This is a genomic window from Sphingobacterium multivorum (genome assembly GCF_900457465.1).
Classification (GTDB): Bacteria; Bacteroidota; Bacteroidia; order Sphingobacteriales; family Sphingobacteriaceae; genus Sphingobacterium; species Sphingobacterium multivorum.
In genome coordinates this window covers 263,962-290,620 of sequence record NZ_UAUU01000011.1, presented here as the reverse complement: position 1 = coordinate 290,620, position 26,659 = coordinate 263,962, and the positions used below count along the sequence as shown (strand labels likewise).

The 26,659-nt window shown below is 38.8% G+C and carries 26 protein-coding genes, 2 tRNA genes and 2 pseudogenes; 16 read left to right on the top strand and 14 right to left on the bottom strand.

From position 1 onward, the window contains the following. Nucleotides 1–3 precede the first annotated feature (3 nt). The 6 genes from DTA23_RS18200 to DTA23_RS18185 form a co-directional block, all read right to left on the bottom strand. A complete protein-coding gene (locus DTA23_RS18200) occupies nt 4–1,302 on the bottom strand; it encodes an MFS transporter (RefSeq protein WP_046672366.1) in 1,299 nt (432 codons plus the stop codon). Nucleotides 1,303–1,312: 10 nt separating this feature from the next. Next, nucleotides 1,313–2,632 carry a D-alanyl-D-alanine carboxypeptidase gene (locus DTA23_RS18195; RefSeq protein WP_239468749.1) on the bottom strand — a complete coding sequence of 440 codons (1,320 nt, stop codon included), beginning with the start codon at nt 2,630–2,632 and terminating at the stop codon, nt 1,313–1,315. A 124-nt stretch (nt 2,633–2,756) separates the two neighbouring features. Continuing rightward, nucleotides 2,757–3,263, bottom strand: coding sequence for a RagB/SusD family nutrient uptake outer membrane protein (locus DTA23_RS29405; RefSeq protein ID WP_256604261.1), 507 nt, complete (start codon nt 3,261–3,263; stop codon nt 2,757–2,759). A 5-nt stretch (nt 3,264–3,268) separates the two neighbouring features. Next, nucleotides 3,269–3,748 carry a hypothetical protein gene (locus DTA23_RS29400; protein ID WP_256604259.1) on the bottom strand — a complete coding sequence of 160 codons (480 nt, stop codon included), beginning with the start codon at nt 3,746–3,748 and terminating at the stop codon, nt 3,269–3,271. Nucleotides 3,749–3,857: 109 nt separating this feature from the next. Next, entirely contained in the window at nt 3,858–4,472 is a 615-nt protein-coding gene (locus tag DTA23_RS29395) for a RagB/SusD family nutrient uptake outer membrane protein (protein WP_256604257.1), read from the bottom strand. 33 nt (nt 4,473–4,505) lie between these two features. Then, on the bottom strand, nt 4,506–7,808 hold the full coding sequence (locus DTA23_RS18185) for a SusC/RagA family TonB-linked outer membrane protein (protein WP_239468750.1): 3,303 nt from the start codon (nt 7,806–7,808) through the stop codon (nt 4,506–4,508). Nucleotides 7,809–8,237: 429 nt separating this feature from the next. Here DTA23_RS18185 and mqnC point away from each other — a divergent pair, with 429 nt between their 5' ends. The 3 genes from mqnC to DTA23_RS27200 all read left to right on the top strand — a co-directional run bounded on the left by mqnC (nt 8,238) and on the right by DTA23_RS27200 (nt 10,247). After that, nucleotides 8,238–9,362: a cyclic dehypoxanthinyl futalosine synthase gene (mqnC, locus tag DTA23_RS18180; protein WP_070566118.1), complete on the top strand. Its 1,125-nt coding sequence runs from the start codon at nt 8,238–8,240 to the stop codon at nt 9,360–9,362. A 9-nt stretch (nt 9,363–9,371) separates the two neighbouring features. Then, nucleotides 9,372–9,932 (top strand): SMC-Scp complex subunit ScpB, encoded by a 561-nt coding sequence (gene scpB / locus DTA23_RS18175; protein WP_046672370.1) that lies wholly within the window; start codon nt 9,372–9,374, stop codon nt 9,930–9,932. Nucleotides 9,933–10,085: 153 nt separating this feature from the next. Beyond that, complete coding sequence (locus DTA23_RS27200; protein ID WP_167450446.1) at nt 10,086–10,247, top strand: hypothetical protein; 162 nt, start codon at nt 10,086–10,088, stop codon at nt 10,245–10,247. Nucleotides 10,248–10,335: 88 nt separating this feature from the next. Here the strand turns inward: DTA23_RS27200 and trxA are convergent, their stop codons facing one another. From trxA to DTA23_RS18160, 3 genes are read right to left on the bottom strand one after another with little or no spacing between them, the layout of a single operon-like run. Continuing rightward, nucleotides 10,336–10,632 carry a thioredoxin gene (gene trxA / locus DTA23_RS18170; RefSeq protein WP_046672371.1) on the bottom strand — a complete coding sequence of 99 codons (297 nt, stop codon included), beginning with the start codon at nt 10,630–10,632 and terminating at the stop codon, nt 10,336–10,338. Continuing rightward, the gene (locus tag DTA23_RS18165) at nt 10,632–11,363 is read right to left on the bottom strand and encodes a rhodanese-like domain-containing protein (RefSeq protein WP_112375588.1); all 732 of its coding nucleotides are present in this window, start codon (nt 11,361–11,363) and stop codon (nt 10,632–10,634) included. The genes trxA and DTA23_RS18165 overlap by 1 nt, the downstream gene beginning before the upstream one ends. 8 nt (nt 11,364–11,371) lie before the next feature. Beyond that, entirely contained in the window at nt 11,372–12,220 is an 849-nt protein-coding gene (locus DTA23_RS18160) for a glycoside hydrolase family 25 protein (protein WP_070566122.1), read from the bottom strand. Between the two features lie 67 nt (nt 12,221–12,287). Here DTA23_RS18160 and DTA23_RS18155 point away from each other — a divergent pair, with 67 nt between their 5' ends. From DTA23_RS18155 to DTA23_RS18120, 8 genes and pseudogenes are all read left to right on the top strand, one after another. After that, nucleotides 12,288–13,172 (top strand): bestrophin family protein, encoded by an 885-nt coding sequence (locus DTA23_RS18155; RefSeq protein WP_112375587.1) that lies wholly within the window; start codon nt 12,288–12,290, stop codon nt 13,170–13,172. 95 nt (nt 13,173–13,267) lie between these two features. Continuing rightward, nucleotides 13,268–13,352, top strand: a tRNA-Ser gene (locus DTA23_RS18150). 321 nt (nt 13,353–13,673) lie between these two features. Continuing rightward, entirely contained in the window at nt 13,674–14,051 is a 378-nt protein-coding gene (locus DTA23_RS18145; protein WP_112375586.1) for a hypothetical protein, read from the top strand. A 4-nt stretch (nt 14,052–14,055) separates the two neighbouring features. After that, nucleotides 14,056–14,550: an RNA polymerase sigma factor gene (locus DTA23_RS18140; RefSeq protein ID WP_112375585.1), complete on the top strand. Its 495-nt coding sequence runs from the start codon at nt 14,056–14,058 to the stop codon at nt 14,548–14,550. After that, nucleotides 14,537–15,133, top strand: a complete 597-nt coding sequence (locus DTA23_RS18135) for a hypothetical protein (RefSeq protein WP_112375584.1) — start codon at nt 14,537–14,539, stop codon at nt 15,131–15,133. The genes DTA23_RS18140 and DTA23_RS18135 overlap by 14 nt, the downstream gene beginning before the upstream one ends. A 278-nt stretch (nt 15,134–15,411) precedes the next feature. Next, nucleotides 15,412–15,496 (top strand) — tRNA-Ser (locus DTA23_RS18130). 145 nt (nt 15,497–15,641) lie between these two features. Then, entirely contained in the window at nt 15,642–15,995 is a 354-nt protein-coding gene (locus DTA23_RS18125) for an ISAon1 family transposase N-terminal region protein (RefSeq protein ID WP_070569066.1), read from the top strand. Nucleotides 15,996–16,035: 40 nt separating this feature from the next. After that, nucleotides 16,036–16,970, top strand: a pseudogene (locus DTA23_RS18120) (ISAon1 family transposase). A gap of 328 nt (nt 16,971–17,298) precedes the next feature. Here the strand turns inward: DTA23_RS18120 and DTA23_RS29380 are convergent. Further along, the gene (locus tag DTA23_RS29380; RefSeq protein WP_256604246.1) at nt 17,299–17,889 is read right to left on the bottom strand and encodes a hypothetical protein; all 591 of its coding nucleotides are present in this window, start codon (nt 17,887–17,889) and stop codon (nt 17,299–17,301) included. 172 nt (nt 17,890–18,061) lie between these two features. Here DTA23_RS29380 and DTA23_RS18110 point away from each other — a divergent pair, with 172 nt between their 5' ends. Both DTA23_RS18110 and DTA23_RS18105 read left to right on the top strand, forming a co-directional pair. After that, on the top strand, nt 18,062–18,604 hold the full coding sequence (locus DTA23_RS18110; protein WP_112375583.1) for a hypothetical protein: 543 nt from the start codon (nt 18,062–18,064) through the stop codon (nt 18,602–18,604). A gap of 387 nt (nt 18,605–18,991) precedes the next feature. After that, nucleotides 18,992–19,528 (top strand): ExbD/TolR family protein, encoded by a 537-nt coding sequence (locus tag DTA23_RS18105; protein WP_070566193.1) that lies wholly within the window; start codon nt 18,992–18,994, stop codon nt 19,526–19,528. A 189-nt stretch (nt 19,529–19,717) separates the two neighbouring features. Here DTA23_RS18105 and DTA23_RS18100 read toward each other — a convergent pair whose 3' ends face one another. Beyond that, nucleotides 19,718–20,284, bottom strand: a complete 567-nt coding sequence (locus tag DTA23_RS18100) for a hypothetical protein (protein ID WP_070566135.1) — start codon at nt 20,282–20,284, stop codon at nt 19,718–19,720. Between the two features lie 167 nt (nt 20,285–20,451). Between DTA23_RS18100 and DTA23_RS18095 the strand changes: the two genes are divergently transcribed. Next, nucleotides 20,452–20,865: a group III truncated hemoglobin gene (locus tag DTA23_RS18095; RefSeq protein WP_236585997.1), complete on the top strand. Its 414-nt coding sequence runs from the start codon at nt 20,452–20,454 to the stop codon at nt 20,863–20,865. 104 nt (nt 20,866–20,969) lie between these two features. Here the strand turns inward: DTA23_RS18095 and DTA23_RS18090 are convergent, their stop codons facing one another. From DTA23_RS18090 to fbaA, 3 genes and pseudogenes are all read right to left on the bottom strand, one after another. Next, entirely contained in the window at nt 20,970–21,638 is a 669-nt protein-coding gene (locus DTA23_RS18090; RefSeq protein WP_236585996.1) for a sterol desaturase family protein, read from the bottom strand. 233 nt (nt 21,639–21,871) lie between these two features. Further along, nucleotides 21,872–22,486: a head GIN domain-containing protein gene (locus DTA23_RS18085; protein WP_172462452.1), complete on the bottom strand. Its 615-nt coding sequence runs from the start codon at nt 22,484–22,486 to the stop codon at nt 21,872–21,874. A 217-nt stretch (nt 22,487–22,703) separates the two neighbouring features. Beyond that, nucleotides 22,704–23,782: pseudogene (gene fbaA / locus DTA23_RS18080) on the bottom strand (class II fructose-bisphosphate aldolase). Between the two features lie 328 nt (nt 23,783–24,110). Here fbaA and DTA23_RS18075 point away from each other — a divergent pair. Both DTA23_RS18075 and DTA23_RS18070 read left to right on the top strand, forming a co-directional pair. Continuing rightward, nucleotides 24,111–24,458, top strand: coding sequence for an ArsC family reductase (locus DTA23_RS18075; RefSeq protein WP_070566141.1), 348 nt, complete (start codon nt 24,111–24,113; stop codon nt 24,456–24,458). Between the two features lie 169 nt (nt 24,459–24,627). Continuing rightward, on the top strand, nt 24,628–26,574 hold the full coding sequence (locus DTA23_RS18070; protein WP_239468752.1) for a M1 family metallopeptidase: 1,947 nt from the start codon (nt 24,628–24,630) through the stop codon (nt 26,572–26,574). The last annotated feature ends 85 nt before the right edge of the window (nt 26,575–26,659 follow it).

The following is a 26,659-nucleotide window of genomic DNA, read 5'->3' as shown; positions in this document are numbered from 1 at the left end:
AAATTAAGATTTATTGGATACTAATATCCGGACCAAAAGTAACAATCCAATTACAAAAAATAAAGAAAGAACCAATGCCGAATATCGAATATTATGTGTTACCTGTTCTATAAACCCGAATGAGAATAATCCAATGACAATAGCAACTTTTTCTGTAACGTCATAAAAAGAGAAGAAAGCCGTCGTATCTTTAATATCCGTCGGAATTAACTTAGAATAGGTTGAGCGTGATAAGGACTGAATCCCGCCCATAACTAAACCGACCAGTGCAGCAATTATATAAAACTGAAGTGGAGTAGATAAATAAAATGCTGCAATACAGATGCCGATCCAGATCATCACCACAACGATCAACACCTTAATATTTCCAAAAAGCGTAGATAAATAAGACATTAAAAATGCACCTAAGATAGCCACGAGCTGGATGAGAAGAATTGTTGCAATCAACCTTTCTGCGCCTAAATGCAAAATTTTCTCTCCAAAAGAAGAGGCTACAATCATCAAGGTCTGAACACCAATTGCATAAAAGAAAAAAGCCGGCAAAAACTGTTTTATTTCTGGAATACCTTTGATCTTTTGGATAACATGGCCGAATTCATCCCGTACATTCTGTACAAAACTCTTACCGGTGTTATTCTCGGTCGCATCAATTTTAGGCAGGTATTTAAAAGGGATCATTGAAAACCCAAGCCACCACAATCCGACCATTAGAAACGATATGCGAGCCGGCAGTGAGGCATCTGTAATACCAAACCATTCAGGTTTAAGCACCACTATAAAACAAAGAATCTGTAAAGTGACACAGCCAATATATCCATAAGCAAAACCTTGCGCACTCACCTTATCTTGTTGATCAACAGTTGCCAAAAGCGGTAAATAAGAATTGTTAAACAAAACACCACCAATATAGCCCATCGCCGCAAGAACAAAACATATGATACCAATTTCCAAGGTTTCAAGCTTGAAGAAAAATAAGCACATACATGCAACCGCTCCAACATAGGTAAAGAATTTCATAATCTGTTTCTTTTTCCCCTTTGCATCAGCGTAGGAAGAAATAAAAGGCAAAGAAAAAGACATCAGCAAATAGGCAAAGGCCAAAGAAAAATTGGAAAGTGCGGTATTGACGACTTCAATCCCAAAGAAACGAACAACATCACCATGCTCTTTTGTCGTCGTAATTGCGGTATAGTAAACAGGGAATATCGTGGAAGTAATAACAAGGTTGTAAGCAGAATTGGCCCAATCGAACATGGCCCAAGAACGAATCAATTTTTTATTGTTTTTTACAATTGCTTCCATTTAAATTGGCTTAATAAGTTTGACGAATATAAGTAATTATTTTAGCCATTTCTTTACGAATTACACTTGCTCGATCATCTATATAATTATTGTTCATAAAAGAAAATGCCAAGCGCCTTCCTGTCCGCGTAATCAGATAACCGCTCTGATTATAGACAGATGTAATCGTTCCCGTTTTAGCAAAAACAAACGGTTCACCGAGATCTTTGCTATAGGTACGTTTTAGGGTGCCATCGACACCTCCAGCCGGAAAAAGACGGAAACGCTCTTGCTCATCCGGCAACTTATTTTTCAAGAGGACCAATAGATCTACATTATTCTGCGGAGTCACCTTGTTATAGGACGACAGACCCGATCCATCAAATAAGGCGACCTCAGCTGAAAAGTATTTATAAACGTTATTCTTCATCCAGTCCCGTACCAAGTAAGTATCAAATTGACTGAATTGTTTCCACGAACACATCATCAAAAACTGTTCAGCAATAAAATTATCACTTGGCAACATCATTTCACGGATTAAATTTTTGGTACTGCCGGAATAGAGTATCTTGGTATTGCTTGGTTTTTGGTAAGATAGTAAGGTGACGGATTTACCTAGACTGTCCGCCAATAATTTAATAAATAAGCTATCAGAATAGATAAATGGAACTTCATTGACATAACCGCTCGGAACGGGACGTTTGGACATCCAAAAGGAATTTGCATGAAATGAGCGGGAAAGTTCAAAATCACCGACCTTAGGTTCCGGCAAAAAATCCAGTGAATTTTGAAAACTTGCTGGAGAGGTCGATAGATAATTATAACCTTTTTGTCGAAAAGTGACCACATTGCCATAAATAGGAAATGTACTGATTTCAGGTTGATAGTAAGCCTCAAAATCTTCCATAGCCCAACCATGCGCAAAGAACTTATTCTTCATTGTTCCTGGCACGACAAAAATGCGTTTATTCGTATTTTTCAAAAAGTTGTATACTACCCGGGTATCTAAACGATTATGCAGAAAGGTCGGATCACCAGTCCCCCAGATAAGCAACGAGTCTCCGCGTTCCACATACTCCAAACCAGGTATTGAATCGCCCAACAGTGCCAGTGCGGCATAGGTGGTATACATTTTCGTATTGGAAGCCGGCGTAAAATGCTTATTGCCGTTTATATCCATGACATATTTATTGGCATTGAGGTCGTATAAAGAAAAACCAACAAAATGATCATTTAATATTTTAGATTCTTGAAATAGCTGATAAACATCCTCAAAGCTCTGAGCCTTCGCTACAAAAGTAGCAGCGGGCAGAAACCAAAGCAGCAATAATGCACTTAAAATTTTTTTCATCAGTTCAAACATACAAAAAACTGCATGAACTCCCTTTCGTCTATTGCCAAAATTCAGATACAAATCCTTAAAAAGGAAAGGGGAAGACAACGCCTCCCCCTTTCCTTTTTAAAACTATCAAAAATTAATATCCTTGATTTTGTGTCAGAGCTCCACCACTTCTGTCAATCTGCGATTGTGGAATTGGGAAGTAATCATTTTGTGGTTTATAGTTTAAGCCTTTATAACGTGACATAAAACCACCTTCAAACGTTGCGTAGCTTTCCAATACAGTTTTCGCCTCACCCCAACGCACGAGGTCATAGAAACGATGTCCTTCCATCGCTAATTCTAAACGACGTTCAAAACGAACAGCTTTGCGCGCATAATTTTGGTCTGGGAAAGAAGTATAGGGTTTAACAACATATACTGCCGCCGCAACATTATCGCCAGTCGTTTTTGGAGGTAATTTTGCCGCACGTTCACGAACTGCATTTACGAGATTCATCGCTGCACCTAAGTCGCCCAATTCAACTTGACATTCCGCTGCCATTAAAACAACATCAGCTAAACGAATAATATTAACATCCAAGTCAGTAATATATGCCGCTCCTGACGCCGTATGTGTCGCATGCAGACTCTTCGGAATCATTGTTTTTATACCAACAAATGGTCCTCCGAGCTCACCTCACGAATCCATGCATCGCCTGGCATGACACCATAATCATAGAAATTTACACCTCTACGACCAACCGTATAGTCCAACCGTGGATCAAAACGAAGCGTCACATCAAGTTTGTATGTTTTCTTTGCCTCATCAGACAAACCGAAATCTGATTTATATGGATTATTGCGATAAGAACCGTCCAACAATGGTAAGCCATTTGCATCAACTTTATACGCATTGACCAAATCAATGGTCGGTTGATAGAAACCACAACAACCTACAGGATTACTTCCGTTTAATCCAGACAACATATCTCCAACATTGGCATTGTCGCCAGATCCATCTGGGTTAATCACATGTTTAGATACCAGTAATGCCTCTGGGCCATCTTTTGTAAGTACGTCAAAGTTATTTTGGTACGGCATCGTACGAAGATCCTTTGCACCGATAACGTCTTTAAACAAGGCCAATGCATCAGCATATTTTTTCTGGTAGAGATAAACTTTACCAAATATGCCTTAGCGATATTCTGATCCATACGTCCGGCCTGGCTATTGATTTTTGTTGCTGGCAAATTAGCTATTCCGGGCTTTCCAAATCGTCAATAATCTTCGGAAGTACATCATCCTTATTCGGTTTCGTTTTAGCTTCATCATCCGTTGTATTCTCATCAACATACGCTAGATTTTTGAAAACACGCCATAAATAAAAATAATAGTGCGCACGTAGTACTCTGGCCTCACCTTCTATTTCCTTCGCACGTGCAGCCGTTACCGTTTTTCCACCTGCTTGGTCGGCTTTCAGAATGCGCAACGTATTATTTGCCCTTAATACGCCCTCATAATAAACTTCCCACATCTGACTCAGGTTATCGTTCGAACTATTTGGCGTATGAAATTCGATCATATTCATGTTCGGTTGATCGGTTGCCTCAGATCCTTTATGTGCATTATCTCCAGCAACTTCACCAAACAACCATTGGCTAGGCGCCGAAGAATAATTTCCCCAGGTACCGTTGACGTTGCCGTTTAATATACCATACGCCCCGATAAGGGAGGCCTCAATACCTTTTGAATTTACAATCTGAGACTCAGGCAATTCAGCTTGTGGATCACGCTCCAAAAAAGATTTTCCACAAGAGGCTAATAAAGTCAATGATATACCTAAAACTGTAATTATATTTCTTTTTTTCATTTCAATCAAATTTTAACTTAAATCACTAAACCCTTAAAATCCTAGACTAACACCCAACATATATTGACGAGCCTGTGGATACACACCAAAGTCTACACCCAAGGCTGGGTAAGTCGATGGAGTAGCCGTAACCTCTGGGTCAAGCCCTTCATATTTAGTAATCGTAAACAGATTTGTTACCCCCACATAAGCACGGAGTTTCTTGATACCGGTATTATTACCAAAAACCCGATTGGTATCGAAGTTATAGCCAACTTGAAGGTTTTTCAATTTCAAGAAACTTGCATCCTGTACATAATAGCTCGAAGAAGCATATTCATAAGGTGAAGCATTTCTCACTTGAGAAGGGATCATGCTACCGCTATTCGTTGGACTCCATTCATCCAATACGCGCGTACTTTTTTGACCTCTAAACACGCCAAAATCTGTGAAGTATCGCGTTGCTTCATAGTTTTGATTACCCTTTGAGCCATAGAAGTAGGCCATAAAATCAAAGTTTTTATAAGCCGCATTGATATTGAATGAATACACAAAATCAGGATGTGGACTACCTATAACGGTACGGTCACTCGCATCAATTTTCCCGTCCCCGTTGACATCCTCAAATTTAAGTCCGCCAGCTCTGGACTTACCATCCTCATATTTAGCGACACTCGCATTGTTCATATCCGCTTCCGAATAAATACCAATTACTTTATAGCCGTAGAAAGCACCAAGAGGTTCTCCAGGTTTTAGGATGGAGGTCTCCATACTTCTGAAACTACCGTACACTTGTTGGGTTACTGATGGTGCCAAAGAAACAATCTTATTCACGTTGCGTGAAATAGTAGCAGACAGATCCAACTTAAATGCACTTTCCTGACGCCGACCATAATGATAATTCAAAGAAAACTCGATACCTTTATTTTGCATATCACCAATATTTACATAAGGCGATTCGGCACGGCCTGCGGCAACAGCAGGTAAAGGTAATAGGTACAGCATGTCTTTCGTCTTTTTATTGTACCAATCGAAAGATCCATCAAAATCACCCTGCGCTAGGGTAAAATCCACCCCGAGGTTTAATGCAGAGACTTGTTCCCATTTCACGTCTGGATTACTGTAGGCATTGTGCCACATACCGGAAGTCAAGCTTCCGTCAATAGGATATGAAGACGAATTAATAGCGACCTGATAACGATTCAGATATTGATTGGCTGGAATACGTTGATTACCCGTCACACCATAACCCGCTCTGATTTTTAGGTCCGAGAGCCATGAAACACCTTTCATGAATTCTTCCTCCGACAAACGCCAGGCAGCACTCGCACCAGGGAACGTTCCATATTTATTGTTCGGCCCAAAATTCGAAGAACCGTCACGACGCACTGTTGCACTTAAGATGTACCGATCTTTGTAGGAATAATCGACCTTTCCAAACACCGAAAATAAGGAGCCTACAGAACCGCTACCTTCACTGACGCGACCGGTTGAAGCGGCATCTAAATAAAGGTAATCAAGTGATGACATCGTGAAAAAGCCATTTCCTTTTCCTCTTATTTGCCTATTTCTATTCTGAATAGCTTCCGTACCAGCGAGAATGCTCAACGTATGCGCCTCATTAAATGTTTTTTTATAGTTTAAAGTATTTGTCCAAGTCCATTCTTTATTCAGTCCAAAAAATTCATTAATTCCGTTGTTAAAACTTCCTTCTGTAAACTCAGGGTTTGGATAGGTATAAGATACACCATTGTAGTTTTCATACTTCATACCAAAACTGCTACGGAAGGTTAATCCTGAGACAATATCAAATTCTCCAAAGACATTCCCGAAAAACATATTGCTCTTATTTTTATTATCCTTGGCACGATAGGCGATAGCGACAGGGTTTTCTCCGTTACCATACTGTCCGCCAACAGATCCTGCAAAATTTCCGCCTTCATCATAAACAGGAATGATGTTATGAATACGATACGCAAAACCCAAAGCACTACCTTCACCGATATAGTCCCCAGCAGTATTGGTATTTACCCCCATACCAAATCCCTCCGTAAAACTGTATTGCATATTTTCGCCAAAACGTAATTTATTATTAAATGCAGAGAAGCGTGTGTTTGAACGAAGATTATATTTTTCAAAACCGGTATTAATAATCGTTCCTTTTTGTTTCAGATACCCTCCAGAAATCGCATAGGAAGCATCTTCACCTCCTCCTAAAACGCTAAGTTGGTGCGACTGAGTAGGTGCATTTTGGGATAAAGCATCAAACCAGTTGGTTCCTGCCTTATTGGCTTTGGTGATTTGATAAAAATCGCTTCGGCTACTTGCATCATACTTATATTTTGACATATCCACATCTGCAGCTGTAATCACATCTTTTCCGCCCACTTTAGGCCCAGCGATAAGGTAATCAGGCATCACATTGTTTGTGCCGTCCAATCTGTTTTCAATATCCAACGTCTGTTGCGGAGACAACATTTTTGGGAAACGCCCGCTGTTTGGAACCTGCACACCATAATAAGAGTCAAGGTTAAATTGAGGTTTCCCACTTTTACCGATTTTTGTGGTAATGATGACAACACCATTATTTGCACGTGAACCGTAAATTGATGCTGCTGATGCATCTTTTAAGACCTGCATCGTCTCAATATCATTTTGATTCAGCCAGCTTAACTTTCCTTCATAAGGCACTCCATCAATAATGTAAAGCGGCTCGTTGTTGTTGATCGTACTATAGCCACGAATTTTAATCTGTGGTGTAGAACCAGGCGCTCCGTCCACGACGATCTGAACCCCTGTTGCTCGCCCTTGCAATGCCTCAACAGCACTCGCAGCCGGGGTAGTCTTCAATTCCTTCACATTGACAACGGCAACAGCACCAGTTAAATCTTTCTTACGTTGTGCCGAATAACCTGTCACAACGACCTCTTCCAAGGCGTCTTCTGAACTGCTTAACGAAATTGAAAGATCAGCTTTCGAAGAAACAGTAATCTCAGTGCTTTTGTACCCAATGTAACTGATAATCAACACATCACCTACTTTACTTTGAATAGTAAATGCACCATTCTCGTCGGTCGACGTCCCGGTACTACTTCCCTTTACTTTAACAGAAACGCCTGTAATACCTTGACCTGTAGCAGCATCCTTCACAATCCCCTTGATAGGCGTCTGTTGTACACGCTTTGTTTTCATTAATGAAACGACTTCAACTTTGCCATGGCTAACTAATCCACTGGCAAATCCATGAGTGGTCATTCCTCCCCCAATGAGAAGAGAACTCATAAGCAGAAACCTCTTATTGAACTTTTGGCCCAATATGAGATCAAAACAGCAATTTTTGTCCGTTTTTTTCATCATAATTTTACTAAATAGGTGGTTTAAAAAATTTATGTTTATTCTTTAGTTGTTTTAGCTGATATTGGTTTATTTAAGTTCTTGGTCATTTTTTTTAGGTCTGACGACAACAATGCGATATCGTTGACAGGTTCATTCCCCTTGGTTATTCATTTTTCACTTAATTTGGTTATTTTCCAGAAATGTTAAAATCTGTTAAATAAATGTAAAGAATAATAAATGTAAAAAAAAAGGAAAAATCTCAATTAATTCACAAAGTGCTATAAATCAAGTTATTGTATTTTATACACTAAGCCGAATTGCAATACTATTGTTACACAAGCACATCCTTTTGTTTTCGCTACAGAAAACCTTTCCCAAAATTCAATGTGCTTTGTCAAATATTCTACAAATAGGTCCAAATAAGCTAAAAGCTCCTTATATTTGTTGTTGATGAATGTAAGTAATTTATTAGAACGGGCGCTCCGATTTGAGTTCCTATCCAAGGAAGAGGGTGTTTTTTTATATCAAAACGCACCTACAGCTGATTTGACTTTCGTAGCCAATGAATTGCGTAAAATACAAGTGCCACATGGTAAAGTAACCTGGCAGATCGACAGAAATGTCAATACCACCAATGTGTGTATTGCAAATTGCAAATTTTGCAACTTTTTCCGCCGTCCCGGTCATGAAGATAGTTACATCACCGATATCGAAAGCTACAAGCAAAAGATAGAGGAAACTTTTAAGTACGGTGGTGATCAACTGCTGCTGCAAGGTGGCCATCACCCGGATTTGGGTATTGAGTTTTACAAAAACCTTTATAAGCAATTAAAAGAGCTTTACCCTACGCTAAAACTACATTCACTCGGCCCGCCTGAAATTGCGCATATTTCCAAGTTGGAGAACATGAGTCATATTGAAGTTTTGAGACAATTGAAAGAAGCTGGACTCGACTCTCTACCTGGAGCCGGAGCTGAAATTCTCAATGATCGCGTAAGACGTCTTATATCAAAGGGAAAATGCGGTGGTAAAGAATGGCTAGATGTTATGCGGGCAGCCCATAAAATTAATCTACCAACTTCTGCCACCATGATGTTTGGTCATATCGAAACAATAGAAGAGCGTTTTGAACATTTGGTGTGGATTCGCGAAGTACAGGATGAAAAACCGCAGGAATCCCATGGTTTTATAGCATTCATCCCTTGGCCTTTCCAGGACGATGGCACCTTATTGAAAAGACTTCGCGGTATTACCAATAACGTAACAAGTGAAGAATATATCCGCATGATTGCTTTGAGTCGCATTATGCTTCCTAATATCAAAAACATACAAGCATCCTGGCTCACTGTCGGAAAACGTACTGCTCAATTGTGTCTGCATGCCGGAGCAAATGACTTTGGTTCTATCATGATCGAAGAAAATGTCGTCTCTGCGGCAGGGGCACCCCATAGATTCACATCTAAATCAATACAGGAAGCTATTTTGGAAGCTGGATTCAGTCCACAACTACGAACACAAAAGTACGAGTTCCGTGAGCTACCAGCCCATATGGTCGAACAGGTCATTAACTATTAATACGATACATTGAAAGACGTCATAAGAAATATTGAAGCAATTATATTTGCTTCTGCGGAAGGAATAGATCTTGCCGACATCAAACAGATTTTGCAGGAAGCATTAGCCATCGAAGTATCCAGAGACGAGCTACGTGACTTGATTAAAAAAATTGAAACGAAGTACCAGGATGAAGATTATGTACTCGAATTACGTTACATCAACAACGCCTATCAATTTTTGACAAAAGCTGTTTATCATGAATCGATACAACAGCTCCAAAATCATAATAACAAGCGAAAATTAAGTCAATCAGCGCTAGAAACACTCGCCATCATTGCTTACAGACAACCGATAACAAAATTAGAAGTGGAGCAGATTAGAGGTGTCAGCTGTGATTACGCTATTCAACGTTTACTGGAAAAGAAGTTAATCAAAATTGCGGGAAAAGCAGATAGTATCGGAAAACCATTACTTTATGCAACAAGCCAACAGTTCATGGATCACTTCGGAATCAATGGTGTGAGAGATCTCCCACAATTAAAAGATATCGTTACCGAGGACAATGCAATTGGCGAAACAAATGAATAAATAAAATAAAATAAATTTTTATTTTCAAAATACAATTCAACATATTGATTAACAGAAAAATAAAGCTTAATAATTTTTTGAAAAAAAGTTTTAAAAAATAGTTTTCTTCTCTAATTTTACAACATTGAATAAGAAACAATAAAGTATTATTTTATGAACACGGCAACTTTAGCTAACGAAGATCTTGAAGAAGTAAAATTCGCATCTTTCAACGGTCCTGATGACGATGATGATGATTTCGATGATGATTTCGATTTACCTGAAATCGACTCGATTGGAGGATTGGATGACTTCGATGATGACGATGAATTTTAATATTTTAGTGCGATATAACACTACCTATTAAAACACCAGAGTATCATTAAAAAAATAAGGCGTTCAATCAAATTGGACGCCTTATTTTTTACTTTGCCTGATCGATCAATTTATGTAATTCCATCTTGGGAATCATGCCGCTTTGTCGCCATATTTGCTGTCCATTTTTGAACAGCACAAAAGTAGGCACGCCACTTACCTTATAAATCGAAGCAATTTTGGGATTTTTATCTACATCAATTTTAATGATGGATAGATCTTCCTGATAAAATTCCTTTACATCCTGTAAAATCGGCGCCATAGTCTGGCATGGACCGCACCACGTCGCAAAAAAATCCACCAAAACCAGCGAATTTGATTGAATAATCTGGTCAAAAGTAGCCATTATTGATTCTCCTTTACTTCTTCTTGCAATGCCTTATACCCACCTTGGATATTGCATATATGTTTAAATCCTTTAGCACTTAAAATAGATACAGCCACTGCACTCCTATATCCTGATTGACAGTGTACATACAGTTGTTTATTGTCTTTTTTAAGTGTAGAACCAAAATTAACGAAATCTGTTAATGGAATATTCATTGCATTGTCAATATGTCCATTACCAAATTCTTTATTTGTTCTTACATCCACAATATGACCTTGACCTGATCTTTTCCTAAATTCTCCTGCACTAATATTGCTCAATGAGACTACATCTTCGTTACTTTTCCAAGTTTCGATGCCACCATCCAAAACTCCAATAACATGAGTATAACCCAATTTTAATAAATGGTTGTAAACCGTATCCTGACTATCTATTTCTGTAATCAATAAAATTTTTTGCGCTTTATCGGGAAACACTTGTGCCAAAAAGTGATCAAAAGGACCTTTAAAGCCTATATTTATTGATTTCGGCACAAATCCTTGCAGGAATATATCGCCAGGCCGCGTATCAAGAACTTGAATAGCTGTTTCACGGCGCATTTTTTTAAATTCCTTCAATGTTAATCGTGGTAAATCTGAAGCGGGCTGCGACATCTCGGCCTGATGGTTCTTCGATGCTGCATGCAATTGCACTTGACCATTGAACAGTGCAAAACAGACCCCACATAATGTGATAAAAACGCTACGCATATATTTGACTATTTAAAAGGAATAAGCAGCTTTTCCAATTCCTCAATTTTACCATTGTATATATTTAAGTCCACATTGCCCTGAATGCCTCTGACAGAGCCTTTTTCAGAAAATTGCCAGAAAGCCCAATGCTCCTTGGGGTTCTCAACCCAAAAGTTGTAATTTGCAATCCATAGCGTATAAGCGGCAAACTCCTTTTCCAAAAAATCACTATAAAACTTATCTCCGGAGTAAAGAATGGGCTTTACTTTGTAGTGAGCTTCGACTTCTTCAAGCCAACGTTTTAGCCCAACTTTCAAGCTATCCATAGATTGTTGTTTTGGATGCTCCTCAATATCCAAGACCGGTGGAAGATCGCCAGGCTGTAATTTAACTTTTCGAATAAAATTCTTCGCTTGCTTTACCGAGTTTTCATTGGGTCTAAAATAATGATAAGCCCCTCTCAAAACCGCCCTATTTGCCGTTTTGCTCCAATTTCGACTAAACTTATTATCCATTCCTTTCTCACCCATTGTCGCCCTGATAAACACAAAATCTATCGGAAAATGATCATTGATTGTGCTTACCTTTTGCCAATCTATTTCTTCCTGGTAGGTAGACACGTCTATACCAAACACCTTATCATCGTGCTTGCTCATAATCTCAATATTTCGAATATCGTATTTAGCCTCCTTCGTCAGAGACTTGTCTTTGGAGGTAGCCACACGAAAATAGTATATAATTCCAGCTCGATAATGCCACATTACAAGACAGAGGAAAAACACCAGCATTCCTGCTATCATCCAGATCCACTTTGTTCCTCGGGCTTGACTTCCTTTTGTGCTTGTTTTCTTTCTTTTTAATCGCTGTTGTGCCATGGCACGATGAAGTTACGGCAATAGCAATTAACTCGCAAAATTTTCACAACAATTTATATTTTTGTGTATGATCGTGTACAACCCCAAAGACTGGCTTTCGGCAACTTTCAAGTTGCATAAATCAGATACCTTCAAAAAGTTACTGCCATTTCTTGTTTTAATCGCTTTTTATTCCTGGATAATTGCCTTTCTTGAATTGGAATACCTCAAATTAAATGAAAAGAGCTGGGTCAAAAACATAACGATTGTCCACAATCTTCTCGGTTTTGTTATATCGCTTTTACTGGTATTCCGAACAAACACAGCCTATGATCGTTGGTGGGAAGCCCGAAAGCAATGGGGTACATTGACCAATATAAGTAGAGCCTTTTCGTACAAACTAAATGCCATGCTGGATGTAGATGACAAAGTGAACCGTAGCTTTTTTAGAAAGGCAATCCCCCTATTCGCAGAGACACTATACGATTTTTTAAGATCGGATTACACCAAGTTTATGCTCGACGAAAACGAACACCCTGAGTTAAAAGCTTTGGATAATAAAAAACATGGCCCCAATCAAGTTTCTACCATGATCTTCCACAAAATCAATGATCTATATAAAGAAGGAACTATAAGTGGCGATCAGCTTATTATCCTTAATGAGGAAATTACTACTATGACACATGTTTGTGGAGCTTGTGAACGTATTAAAAATACGCCAATACCATTGGCATATAGTGCATTTATCAAGAAGTTCATTATCTTCTATACCATGACCCTTCCAGTAGGTTACGTTTTCTCCATCGGTTACTTTGTTGTGATTGCTGTACCATTTATTTTATATGTTTTAGCATCTCTCGAATTAATTGGCGAGTCCATTGAAGAGCCATTTGGTATCGACCAAGACGATTTACCGATCGACAAAATTGCGGCCAACATCAGGAAACACTGCCATGAGATTATCCCTGTATAGCCTTTTTTAAAAACAATCCAGCTCATTTTCAAACCCTAAGACTATCTATAGAAAATAAGTTTTGTAAATCTATTCGAAATTTCTACTTTTGTCGCGGAGAGTTGGCAGAGTGGTCGAATGCGGCGGTCTTGAAAACCGTTAACTGTCACAGGTTCGGGGGTTCGAATCCCTCACTCTCCGCAGAAAAAGCCTTTCAGAAATGAAGGGCTTTTTGCTTTATGGCTGGATTCAAAGCCCCAGCTGGCTGGGCTGCCAACACATCCCCATTCAATCTGGTTTACCAGCTATTCTCCCTATCAAAAAATCAATTTTCTTACAGCACTACACCATTCGAATTACCACATTGTTACTACGAGAAAACAACATTTTACGCAACTCTACCTTTCCCTATGCACGATTTTTAACTTTTTTCACTCTTTTATGTAATAATCTGTAATTCATAACATCTAATACGCAGAATATTCTAGGCAACCCTAATTACTGGTTTTATGTTCAATTCTTATGAAAACTATTGTTCTTCGTATCAATAAAGATTTACGGAACTATATATGTTATTTCATCAAACTCGGTATTTCAATACTTTTACTTATGATATACGGATCGGCATATACACAAAAAAAATATGATTTTCAGGTCAACATCAATGGAAAAGGAACACCGATGAATCTTATCACAGGATATAGCTGTAGTGGAGCGTATGGACAGAAACCGATTTTCGTGTTAGGCAGTAAATACGAAACGCTGGAAAAATCACAGCAAATTCTTTCCCAACAATATAAGTATGTAAAAAAGCTAACTTTACACACTACCAACAGTAAGCATTTTAATATGTATGACCAGCCGATATGGTTTTTTGAACTAGACACATTTTTAAAATAACCCGATGACCAACAAAGAAAACTTTGAGATTATTTATAAAGAATATGCGCCGGCCATCCGCAAGTTATGCCTCAGTTATACTGGAGACCCAGATAATGCAGATGATTTAGTCCAAGAGACCTTCATTACTGTATGGAAAAAACTCGACGGTTTTCGCAATGATGCAAAATTAAGCACCTGGATCTACAGAATAGCGATCAATAATTGCTTGACGAGCATGCGAAAAAAGAATCAACATGTAAAAAAAATAACTGACTCAAACTACATCGATATACCCGAGGATTCAACGAATGAAAAAGTACAACAGATTGATCTGCTGTATAAATGTATCAGCAAACTAAAAGAAGCGGATAGAGTACTGATCACATTGGTATTAGATGAAAAACCTTATGAGCAAATAGCAGAAATTACGGGAATTACAGAGAATAATCTCCGTGTTAAAATCCATCGAATTAAAAAAGAATTAACTGAAATTTTCCATAAATATGCAAGACTTTAACGATTTACAACATCTTTGGAAACAGGATAGCAAACAACATATCTTGCGCCCAAAACGCCTGAGTAAGGTCAAAGACTTTCGTCAGGAATTAATAAGGAAAGAAATAACCGGCGCTGTGTTATTGCTTGTAACAGGATTAATTATTCTTGCGCTAGTATATTTCCTTGATTTTAGACACAAAACGCTGGCATTGTACACAGCGATGTTTATCGTATCCTGCCTTTGTTTTATACAGGCATCCTTAATGATGACCACTGTAGGTAAAATCAAAAAGATCAATGAAGTAGCTTTACCTACCGAGCATTTACAACAGTGGCAACAGTTTGATTCCTTTAGAAAGAAAAGAATTCATTGGAATATGCCCATTTATCATTTAATTCTCTGTATAGCAATCTCGATCTATCTTCGGGAAATCCTAGTGGGTGCCAGTTTCAACTATTATTTACTCACTTACCTTCCAACCTACAGCTGGATGCTATTTTCCTACTTTTATTTAGGCAAAAGACAACTCGCTAAAATTGATCGATCCATCAACGAAGTTATTTTTGAATTACAAGAACTAGAACGACAATTCGGGAATTGAAAAATCGGATCGTGTTTGCTCCTTAAAAATACTTTCATAGCTCCATTTTTAATTGCAATTTCCTTAAAACAAGGTTATGATCACATCTAAAGCGAAAATATCCACCAAGGCGGAGTTTTTTTTGTCGCCAATATGACATCGGAAAGAGGGGCAACCCTTAAAAATAACCAACTGGTATTCAACTACATTTCTATTTTAAGAGTGCTAAAACTGCTTTTAAACAAAGAAAAATGTAAAATAAGTTTTGTAATTCTACCCAAAATTTCTACTTTTGTCGCGGAGAGTTGGCAGAGTGGTCGAATGCGGCGGTCTTGAAAACCGTTAACTGTCACAGGTTCGGGGGTTCGAATCCCTCACTCTCCGCAGAAAAAGCCTTTCAGAAATGAAAGGCTTTTTGCATTTTAGCCCAATCCGTCCCCTTACTCTTCTTAAGAACTAACGGACCAAGCAGACTTCTTGGGGGAATATCAAAAATTTCCTAGTTTAGCATCTTTAATACAGATATCCCTTGCAAGACGCCGAACGTAAATTACTATCGCTATTGATGCCCGAAGGGCTTTTAGAATACTTTCAGATTTTAGAAGTCGATCAGGTTGACAATCAACTCCACATTTATTTAGACGAGCTTAATATTTCTCCAACAGGCTATGAGAACAGCAAGCTGGAGTCAAAGGGCTTTATGCCTTCTACAGAGATTTCCGACTTTCCCATTAGAGGTCAGAAAGTTACATTACATATCCGCCGTCGTCGCTGGACAGTCTTAGATACGGGACAGATTATCACAAGAGATTGGAACCTGGTCCGTGAAGGTACCCGAATGACAACTGAATTCGGGCTTTTTTTAAAGAAGATATTTGGATAACTATCCTGTAAGTGCCCAATTGGTAGGATTATTCTTCCAGATGGACGGCAAGCAACTTCAGGATCAATACAAGAACCATCTCAGTGACTTCCATGATTGGGGCCAAAAGCCACATGCAGAGCGATGGACTCTTTTCCCCGGGAATATCTCCGAACGCTTGAGCATCGATGAGACCAGTTTTAGCAACGGTGAATTATATACCATTGTTAGCAGTAAATCGGCAAAAGGGCGTAAAGGGACGATTCTGGCAACTATCAGGGGCACAAAGGCTGAGGATATCATGACTGTTCTTGAGCGAATACCTTTACGTTCAAGGAATAAGGTAAAGGAGGTGACCATGGATATGGCACCGAACATGGCTAAGGCAATCCGTAGATGTTTCAGGAATGCCAGGCGTGTGGTCGATCGGTTCCATGTCCAAAAGTTAGCTTACGATGCAGTGCAGGAACTCCGTATCAGATATCGTTGGGAAGTATTGGATGCGGAAAGCAAGAAGATAATGGAATCTCGAAAGCGAGGAATCCCATATGAACCCGAGTTGTTACCTAATGGAGACACGCTCAAACAGCTACTGGCTAGATCCAGACACCTCTTGTTCAAGCATCCAGGCCGATGGTCCGAAAACCAGAAACACCGAGCTGAACAGTTGTTCATACGGTTTCCCAAACTAAAGCTCGCTTATGACCTTGGAATTGCTCTGGGTGACATATTCAATAAATGCAGAGACAAAAAGATAGCATTTACCAAGCTGGGACTCTGGCATAATCAGGTTGAGAATGCGGGCATCGCCTCTTTGAGAGCGTAGCAAGATCCATTGCGGCACATCATCAATATATCCTACACTACTTCGACAACAGAAGCACCAATGCTTCAGCAGAATCTTTCAATGCAAAGCTCAAAGCTTTCAGGAATGTCTTTCGTGGCGTAAGAGACACCACATTCTTCTTATATAGAGTAATGAAACTGTATGCTTAAAAACTTTACCCCCCAAACTTTCGGTATGATCCGAACTAACCTCAAGTTTATATCCTTTACCACGTATAACCGTAATTTTGATAGTCGGATCAAACTCCAATTTTTTTCTAAGTTTTGATATAAACATATCTAGACTGCGCCCGACAATAATCCCCTCATCTTCCAAATCTCTTTTTGCAGCCGGGTTCGTGCTATCGTCTGGTTAGGTGACACGGCGAAAATATGCAACAGACGAGTTTCCGTTCCGGTGAGATCAATCGTGTTGTCATGAATGACCATTTCTCGCTCCTGCGGATTAAACAAAACTGACCCAAAGGCTAAAACAGAGTTATTTCGATCGTACAACACAGCACTTCGCCTCCGATCCGTTTTCAAAAAAAATGAATCCAGCAAATACTAAAAACAACAGAATAATCAAAAAAAGGCTACTCGCTGCCGTGTTTATTCCGGTAGGTTTAAATTTAATGTTAACCATGTAACATCCTTTAGGTTGCACTCTTCCTCTGCAAGCAATAATATCATCTTTTTTATTACTGGAAATAGCATATCCATAAGCTACGCTTGAGTTGCCACAATTCAGGACGTTAACAACGTAATCACTGGCAAGAGGATCATTGACCAACAGGCGCTGAATAGCACTCACCAGCGAGTCCGGTTTAAAGGTGATTTCATTCTCAAACCTGATCTGATATTCATTTTCTTGAATCTTTTCAATCGGAAGCACCCTTGATCTACTGTCACCCGACTGTGTAAGCAGTTCATCCCCTATCCGCCGAAGCAAAACTTCTCTCCTGGCGCTATCAAAATCGTCTGTACCAGTCTTATCAAAAGCGATAAAGGCCATTGCAATAAACAAGAGCATTATCCCGCCATACAAGTACTTCCGGTTCCCTGAGAAAATATTTCGGCTTTCAGACATACGATTTACAATTTATTTACAAAGATTACATCACTATTTACAGTCTAAATCCCACTATATAAAGTATCATCAACGTATTTTTGTTACATCACGCTAAAAAGGATACGAGAAAAAAGTTTGAACGGATCTAATTTACTGTGATAAATCGAATCTTCATTAAACTTTTAAAAATATGAAAAAAATTATCTATGTATTGGTCTTACCGCTTGCCATAGGAAGCGGCTTGGCATTTGCCAATCGCGAAATCAAAAATGAAACTTTTAAAAAATCGGCTGCGAAATCACGCACTCGTTCTGAAATGACCGCCGAAAGGAATAAATGGGAAGCGAGTCCTAATGGTATAAAGTTCAAAAAATGGCAAGAATCTCCCGAAGGCATAAAAGTACTTGACAACGCGGCGAAAATAAACAATCAGATAAAGAATTCTGCCGACATAGCCGCAGTTGTAACTTCGCTTTATCTTCCACTAGGAGCACAGTTAGGTTTCGGTGTGATGGTTAGAATTAATCGTGAAGACTATATTCTCAGTTTTGGCCTGGAAAATTCCAATGAATTTCAACAATTGCGAAGCTTGAAAGTAAACGACAAAATAACGATAAGGGGTCGTGGTGTCATGTACGCGCCTAAGTATTCGTATCCAATAGTAGCGGGCGACTATGTACAAAGAGATAACAAAATAATTTATAAACGCATACCTAACCAAGGCGCTTGCTGAGTAACGTAACAACCACTCCACAAGAAAAGCCTTTCAGCATTGAAGGGCTTTTTTGCAAACACAACTATTTGTACAAAAGCAAAAATTACAGCGAAAGTAACCTTGTTACTCAAATTAAGTCACCAAACCAACTCGATAAATTTCGACAGCCTAGCAACCGACCTAAATTGGATGAAAGGAAAAATAACAAGCGAATTAAACAAATCTGATCAACAACGAACAAACAAAAACACCAGGTAAAAAAACTGATTACCAACAGTTAAGAAAAAAAACACAGAAAGTATCTAAAAAAAACTTCAATTTTTTTTAAAAAACACTGTGGAATCCATTCTTTTCTGCCATCATTATAAGGAGTAACAACAACGTGTTAACCTAAAGATGACGATCATGGCAGAATTAAATCAAAAAACGCAAGAAACGGGAAAGAAAAAAATAAGAAGCAGGAAAATGGCCCCTAAAGTAGATTTAACAGCGATGGTAGACCTCGCATTTCTTCTCATTACATTTTTTATGTTGACCACAACATTAAACAAACCATCTGCAATGGATATCGCCATGCCAGACAAAACTAAATCAGCTATAGAAAGTTCGGTTCTTATTGATGAAAACCGCACGGCAACTCTTATCCTGGGCGAAGGAAAATTCATGTGGTATCATGGGGATTTCAAAAAACCGATCAGCTCTTCACAAATACCGGTAGATATCGACAAAGGGCTCTCGGCTGTTATTGCACAGTTAAAAGCTAAGATTAGCACCATGCCCAATACAAAGGACATGATTGTATTGATTAAACCTAGCAAAGAAGCGCGCACGAAAGATGTTATTCAAACGATAGACCATTTGAAGGACCAGCATATCGCACGTTACGTAATCAGTAAAACGCAAATCGAAGAAGAAAAGCAATTGCTCGCTGCACTCCAGTAACATTGATTTAAACGATATCTTGTCCATGCTTTGAGATAACCTATTGAATGAGCCTTTCATAGGTAAAATCAATTAGTGATCAAAAAATGCGGAAATGCTTACTATTTGATCAAATATACAATAACAAGTTTACCGAAAGATCGTATGATTCCATCGATCTTTCGGTAGATTCCAGACGCGTAGCCTATATTATCTTTTATCCAGATTATTCCAATAACGTTCCACATTTTCTTTTACCTCAACCGGTAGGGATGCATAATTGTCCGAAAACGTTGTTTGGCTATAACCATCTGCTTCCTCTGCACGGAGACGGTAAAACTTATTCTTATAAAGAACTAGTCCAATACAGCTTAGCTGCTTTTGCAGGTCATCCTTTGGATGCCTTGAATAGATAAATAATGCATCCAATTTACCATCCCTATCCGCATCAAAAAATGCCTTTCGAGATTCCCAAACCGACGTAACAATCCCTTCTTCGGATATCAATTCATCAGCCACAAGCTGCCACATTCCATCGATCTGCTGAAATTGTTGTACATAAAGTTTATCGGGATCAGCACCCCGTTCCTCTTTTGAAAAAACAATATAATTATCTTCTTTTGGAGTCTGAAGGCGTTCCACTTGTAACACACGCTTCCCCTTAAATGGAAAACCAGAAGACTGAAAATTTTCCTTATTGATCGAAATTGTTGTAACCTGTGCCTCAACAGCATAAAATCCCATCGATAATAGGATTAAAAGAACGTATTTTCCCATATGTTTTTCCCTTAGTATTGAGTCAATTTACTGACAATAAAAGAGAATTACAAAATTTCAACGAGACATCTTTACATCCAAGTGATGCGATTCTCCATAAATGTCACTACATTTAATCCAGATAAACATCATGAAAAAGTTTTTGATCCAGCTATAGGCCTTTATTCATGAGCATAGATCATACGCCGATGAAACAGGATATTCAAACACTCGATGACATTAAAGTATTAGTAGATCAATTCTATACGACGATACGTAAAGATACTTTGCTGGGACCTATTTTTAAGGCACGAATTCAAGACAATTGGGCTATACATCTTGAAAAGATGTATAGTTTCTGGCAGACTATCCTGCTGGATGAACATAGTTATTTCGGCAGCCCTTTTCCACCCCATATCAATTTACCCATTGATGCACAACACTTTGGTCAATGGCTCAATTTATTCGAAGCAACAGTAGATTGCTTATACAGTGGACAAAAGGCCGAAGAGGCCAAATGGCGTGCGCAGAAAATGGCCCAAATGTTTCAGTTCAAACTGGAATACCTGCAGGCCAATCCCAACAAGAAACCCTTGATCTAAAGTTGGCCTACAAAGCCCACTTGATCACATTGATAAATAAAAATTAATCCATAAAAAAAGCCCTTGGAAACTATCCAGGGCTTTTTTAGTTGATGTGATTCAATTTATGCTTTTTCTTCTTTTAAGGAAGTAGATTCTTTTTTGGGTTCCTTTTCTTCGAAACCTGAGCGTAAAATTTCATCCCATAAGGAAGAACTTACTCCAAAGCCTTTTTCGGGATCAGAATAATGATGCAACATATGGTGCTGCTTGATGCGTTTGAAAATGCCGCTTTTAAAATTAGCATGGTGCATCGCATAATGACATTCGTCATAGATCAAATACCCCACCATAAAACCTGAGAAAAAGCAGGCCAGGATAAACTCATTCGAGAAAAACAATGTAAAACCAAGATACACCAAAAGAGCGAGTGGAATACTCGCTGACAATGGCATCACCAAACGCATACGGTCTCTTGGGTAATCATGATGCACACCATGGAAAATAAAAGCAATTCGCTTTCCCCATTCCGTTGTCGGGTGAAAATGAAATACCCAACGATGTAATGCATATTCAAAAGCAGTCCAGAAAGCTAAACCAAAAATAAAATACCCCATGTATGTTAAGAAGGAAACCTCTCCCCAAACTAGCGCTTTATACGAAAAGAACACAACCACGGGTACATAGAAAATCAAAGGTACACTCCAATGCACCTTCGTCAAAGACTCTAAAAAGTCATTCTTGAACATGCGCGTAGATTCCGTAGAATTTGAAACATAATTACGCTTTGCCATAATACTATTTTTATTATTCCTTTACAAAAATAGATATTTTAAGCACAAATGAAGAAGGTTTCTGATGAGAAAAACAAAATAACTGACCTTTTTAATAAAAAGGTTAAACGACGATCATTACCCCGGTTAAGTTAAACCCTTTTTATTCCATCTCCTCCCCTAAATTTCACTCTTTTCGCTTCAATCACCTAAAATCTAAGCATCAGAAAATTGACAAATCCAAGACAGTTCACTTATTTAAAATTGACTGTTCCACCAGCCATTTTCTTTTCTACACGTTGTTCTGGTTTTCCATAAACATCAATGACGCCACCGCCACGTGTTTTGGTTTCGATGGAATCAGTAACATAAACATCCGCTTTACCACCACCATTGACGGTTACCACCGTGGTGTTCGTCTTAAAATCTTTTCCTTCATATTTACCGCCAAAATTCGAAATGATCTCCTGTTTGTTTGCCTTTCCATACAAAGCGATTGTAGCACCTGAGGTCACTTTTATTTCAGCTGTTTTTACCGCTGTATAGAGATCGACCAGACCACCTTCTGAAGCATATACTTTTAAGTGATCAGCAGCAACTGTATTATTTGTGGTCGCAAATACCTTGGCCCCTTTTTTTGCTTCCACATTGTTCAAACTCTTGTAATACACCTTCACAGAGATATTCCCCCCTTGCAGCATGTTCAACGTATTCATTTTCAAAACCAAGGATCCATTTGTGTTGACCACCTTAACATTCTCGTGATTCTGTCCTTCAAACGTCACCAAGGACTCGTCGGACTTAATCAACTCCACCTGAATCTTGTCTGTCGCTACAACCGAAGAAAAATCGCCAACATTTTGCTTCACCTGCCCAACCCCATTTGGGCAATTAATAAAAGAATTACACTGACTCCTATAAATTTCATATTTATTTGACTTTTTATTGTTGCTCGTCAAAAAATAAGCCAATTCCTACTAAGAACAAAATTTTTAACCTATTTTGACATAAAAAAATGCCCCCATAAAGTGTTTAACTTTTTGGGGGCACTAAAGACGTTTTTATAATCTATTTTTTAGCTTATACTTATAGTTTGCTATTGACATCTACTGCATTCAAATCAGCGAACGCTTCTTTCAGACGAGCAACAAAAGTTTCTTCACCTTTACGTAACCAAACGCGTGGATCGTAATATTTTTATTCGGAGAATCAGCTCCTTCAGGATTACCGATTTGACCTTGCAAATAATCGTGGTTTTTCGCTTCATAGGCTCTCACACCATCCCAAAACGCCCATTGCATATCGGTATCAATGTTCATTTTGATTGCACCGTATGAAATCGCTTCTGCAATTTCTTCAGGAGATGAACCAGAACCACCGTGGAATACAAAGTTTACTGGTTTTTCAGCAGTAAGATTATATTTCTCACGAATATATTCTTGTGAATTGTGTAATATAACTGGTTGCAACTTCACATTACCTGGTTTGTAAACACCATGAACGTTACCAAATGCAGCTGCCACTGTAAATTTGTCAGATACTTTAGACAGTTCTTCAAAAGCATAGGCAACCTCTTCCGGCTGAGTATACAGTTTTGAACTATCTACATCCGAGTTGTCAACACCATCTTCTTCACCACCTGTAACACCCAACTCGATCTCTACAGTCATACCAAGTGGTTTCATACGTGCTAAGTATTTAGCTGAAATTTCAATATTTTCTTCAATTGGCTCTTCCGATAAATCCAACATGTGAGAAGAGAACAATGGTTTTCCGTGTTGCGCAAAGAATTTCTCGCCAGCGTCCAACAAACCGTCGATCCAAGGTAAAAGTTTCTTAGCTGCGTGATCTGTATGCAGAATAACCGCTACACCATAATGCTCAGCTAATAAATGAACATGTTGTGCTGCAGATACCGCTCCCAATACACAAGCTTGTAAATTATCGTTGTTCAAGGTTTTACCAGCGTAGAATTGCGCTCCACCATTTGACAATTGAATAATTACAGGAGAATTTACTGCTTTCGCAGTTTCCATAACCGCATTGATAGAGTTTGTTCCGATAATGTTTACCGCAGGCAAAGCAAACTTATGTTTCTTCGCTACCTCAAACAACTCTTGTACTTGATCTCCTGTCAATACACCTTTAAAATCTTTTAGGCTCATATTTCTGTTATTGATTTATTTTAATCTTTCATTTTACTTGAAGCTACTAAATTATTAAAAATTATTATTACTTCCTAATTTTTATAGTGTACTAAATACACTATCAATCCATAGGGAATATAGAATCTTAACAAATCATAAACCTCTGATTATTCCTTTGAATAGAATAGTCCACTTGTCCCTATTTTTCCCAATACCATGAACAACAGGATATCCGCAATTATCATTGGATCACAGATAAGGCATCTTGAATGTATTCAGAAATACGAATTATTTTAAATATTGTGTCGAGATTGATTAAATTTGGATTCACCAAATTGTCACTATTATGCTACAGGTATACGGTATCAAAAATTGTAACACAGTAAAAAAAGCACTTACATGGTTGGAAGACAACAATATCCCCTTTCAATTTCATGACTTCAAAAAAGAAGGTGTCAGTGAGGATAAATTAAAAGAATGGGAAACACAGGTAGACTGGCAGGCCTTAGTGAATAAAAAGGGAACTACATGGAAAAAACTATCTCCGGAAACTCAAGAACAAGTCGTAGACAGTAATAGCGCCAATAAGGTGCTTCAGGAAAACACGAGTATGATTAAACGTCCCGTTATTGAATACAATAAAGGCATATTACTTGGTTTTAATGAAACAGAGTACGTAACAAATTTAAAATAGTTCCAGAAAGCTCCCTGGAATGGAGGTCTTAAAAAGCCTCCAATTGTACCAAATACACCTTTAGAGTCCCCCTTTTTCCCTTAACTTTTAAGACGTCGTTTTCGTTTTTTTTGGCTCAATGTACTTTTCATTGTATATTGGAGCAAATAAACATAATTTAAGTAAACGTATGATGAAAAGAATTGCACTGGCTTCTTTAAGCCTTGTTGCGTTGAGCTATGCTTATCCGGCCTTTGCACAGGAGAAAACATCCAATTATAGCTATACTGAGGCCTTTGCACCCTTGTTTTTTAAAAATAATGGTAACGAATATCGTTCCGCAGCCGGAAAACCGGGCCCTGCCTACTGGCAAAATGCAGCCGATTATAAAATTCAGGCTTCCCTGAATGATCAAAATGATCAAATTACAGGAGCCGTTGAGATTACTTATAGTAACAATAGTCCGGACAATATGAACTATCTGTGGTTGCAGTTAGATCAAAATATGTTTTCACAACATGGCCGTGGTCAATTGATCTCCCCCTTGACCGACAGCCGTTACGGTGATGGCAACTCCACTTTTGATGGTGGATATCAGATACAATCGGTTACGGACGTAAACGGAAATACGATCGAACATATTATTGACGATACCCGCATGCAGCTTCGACTTCCGACGGCATTAAAGAGCAAGGGCGGAAAAATAACTTTTAAGATTAAATACCAATACACCGTTCCTAAATATGGAGCTGATCGTACCGGTATACTTGATACAAAAAACGGAAAAATCTATGCCATTGCACAATGGTTCCCAAGACTGTGTGTCTATGACGACATTAGAGGTTGGAATACGCTTCCTTATACAGGACCAGGAGAGTTCTATCGTGAATTCGGAAATTACCAGGTTGAGATCACTACTCCAGCAAACCACATGGTTGTCTTGGGTGGCGAATTGTTAAACCCACAGGAAGTATTTACAGCTGAGCAACTCAAACGATACCAACAGGCACAACGTAGCGATGAAACCGTAATCATCCGCTCCGCCGAAGAAGTTACCGCAAAAAACTCCAGACCTGACAAGAAAACCTTAACCTGGAAATATCAACTTAATAATGCGCAAGACATTGCCTGGGCCTCCTCTACGGCATTTATAGTAGATGGTGCGAAGATCAATCTGCCCAGCGGAAAAAAATCCCTTGCTTTGTCAGCCTATCCAATTGAAAGTAACAGTAACAATGCCTGGGAACGCTCGACAGAATATACAAAAGCCGCAATTGAAATCTATTCAAAAAGCTGGTTTGAATATCCTTACCCTGTAGCTGTGAATGTAGCTTCCAATGTTGGTGGAATGGAATACCCAGCCTTGTCGTTCTGTGGCAATCGGGCCAAAGCAGGTTCACTTTGGGGGGTTACTAACCACGAGTTTGGTCACAATTGGTTCCCAATGATTGTCGCATCCAACGAACGTGAACATGGCTGGATGGATGAAGGGTTCAATACATTTATTAACGAACTCGCTACAAAGGAATTCAATAATGGTGAATATTACCGTAATCAGGCGAGCAGATCCTACATCTTTACTGCCCGTAATCTTGAACCGATCATGAGTACTCCGCAAAACATGAAAGAACGTAATATTGGTGCTTTGGTCTACTATAAGCCAGCTTATGGACTGAAATTATTGCGAAACGAAATCATCGGTCCCGAGCGCTTCGATTACGCTTTTAAAAAATATATCCAAGAATGGGCTTACAAACACCCTACTCCAGAGGATTTCTTCAAAGCCATTGAAAACGGTGCTGGAGAAAACCTAAACTGGTTCTGGCGCGGGTGGTTTGTCAACAACTGGCAAATGGACCAAGGTATAAAATCAGTATCCTATGTCAACAACGAGCCAAAATTTGGCGCACTTGTCACTGTGGAAAATCTCGAAAAATTACCGATGCCAGTTATTATTGAAGCGACAACCGTATCGGGCAAGAAGATCCGAAAAAAACTACCGGTGGAAATCTGGGAAAGAAACGATGTATGGCAATTTAAAATACCGACCACAGAATCATTGCAATCCGTACAGTTAGATCCAGACATGGTTATGCCAGACAAGAATCCAGACAATAATTCGTGGAAAGCAAATTAGCAAATTTTCAAAATCTATTCGTTATTTTTGGCTAGAGAACAATCATGAATGTACGGCGTAAACAAAACAGCAAATATACTGTTCA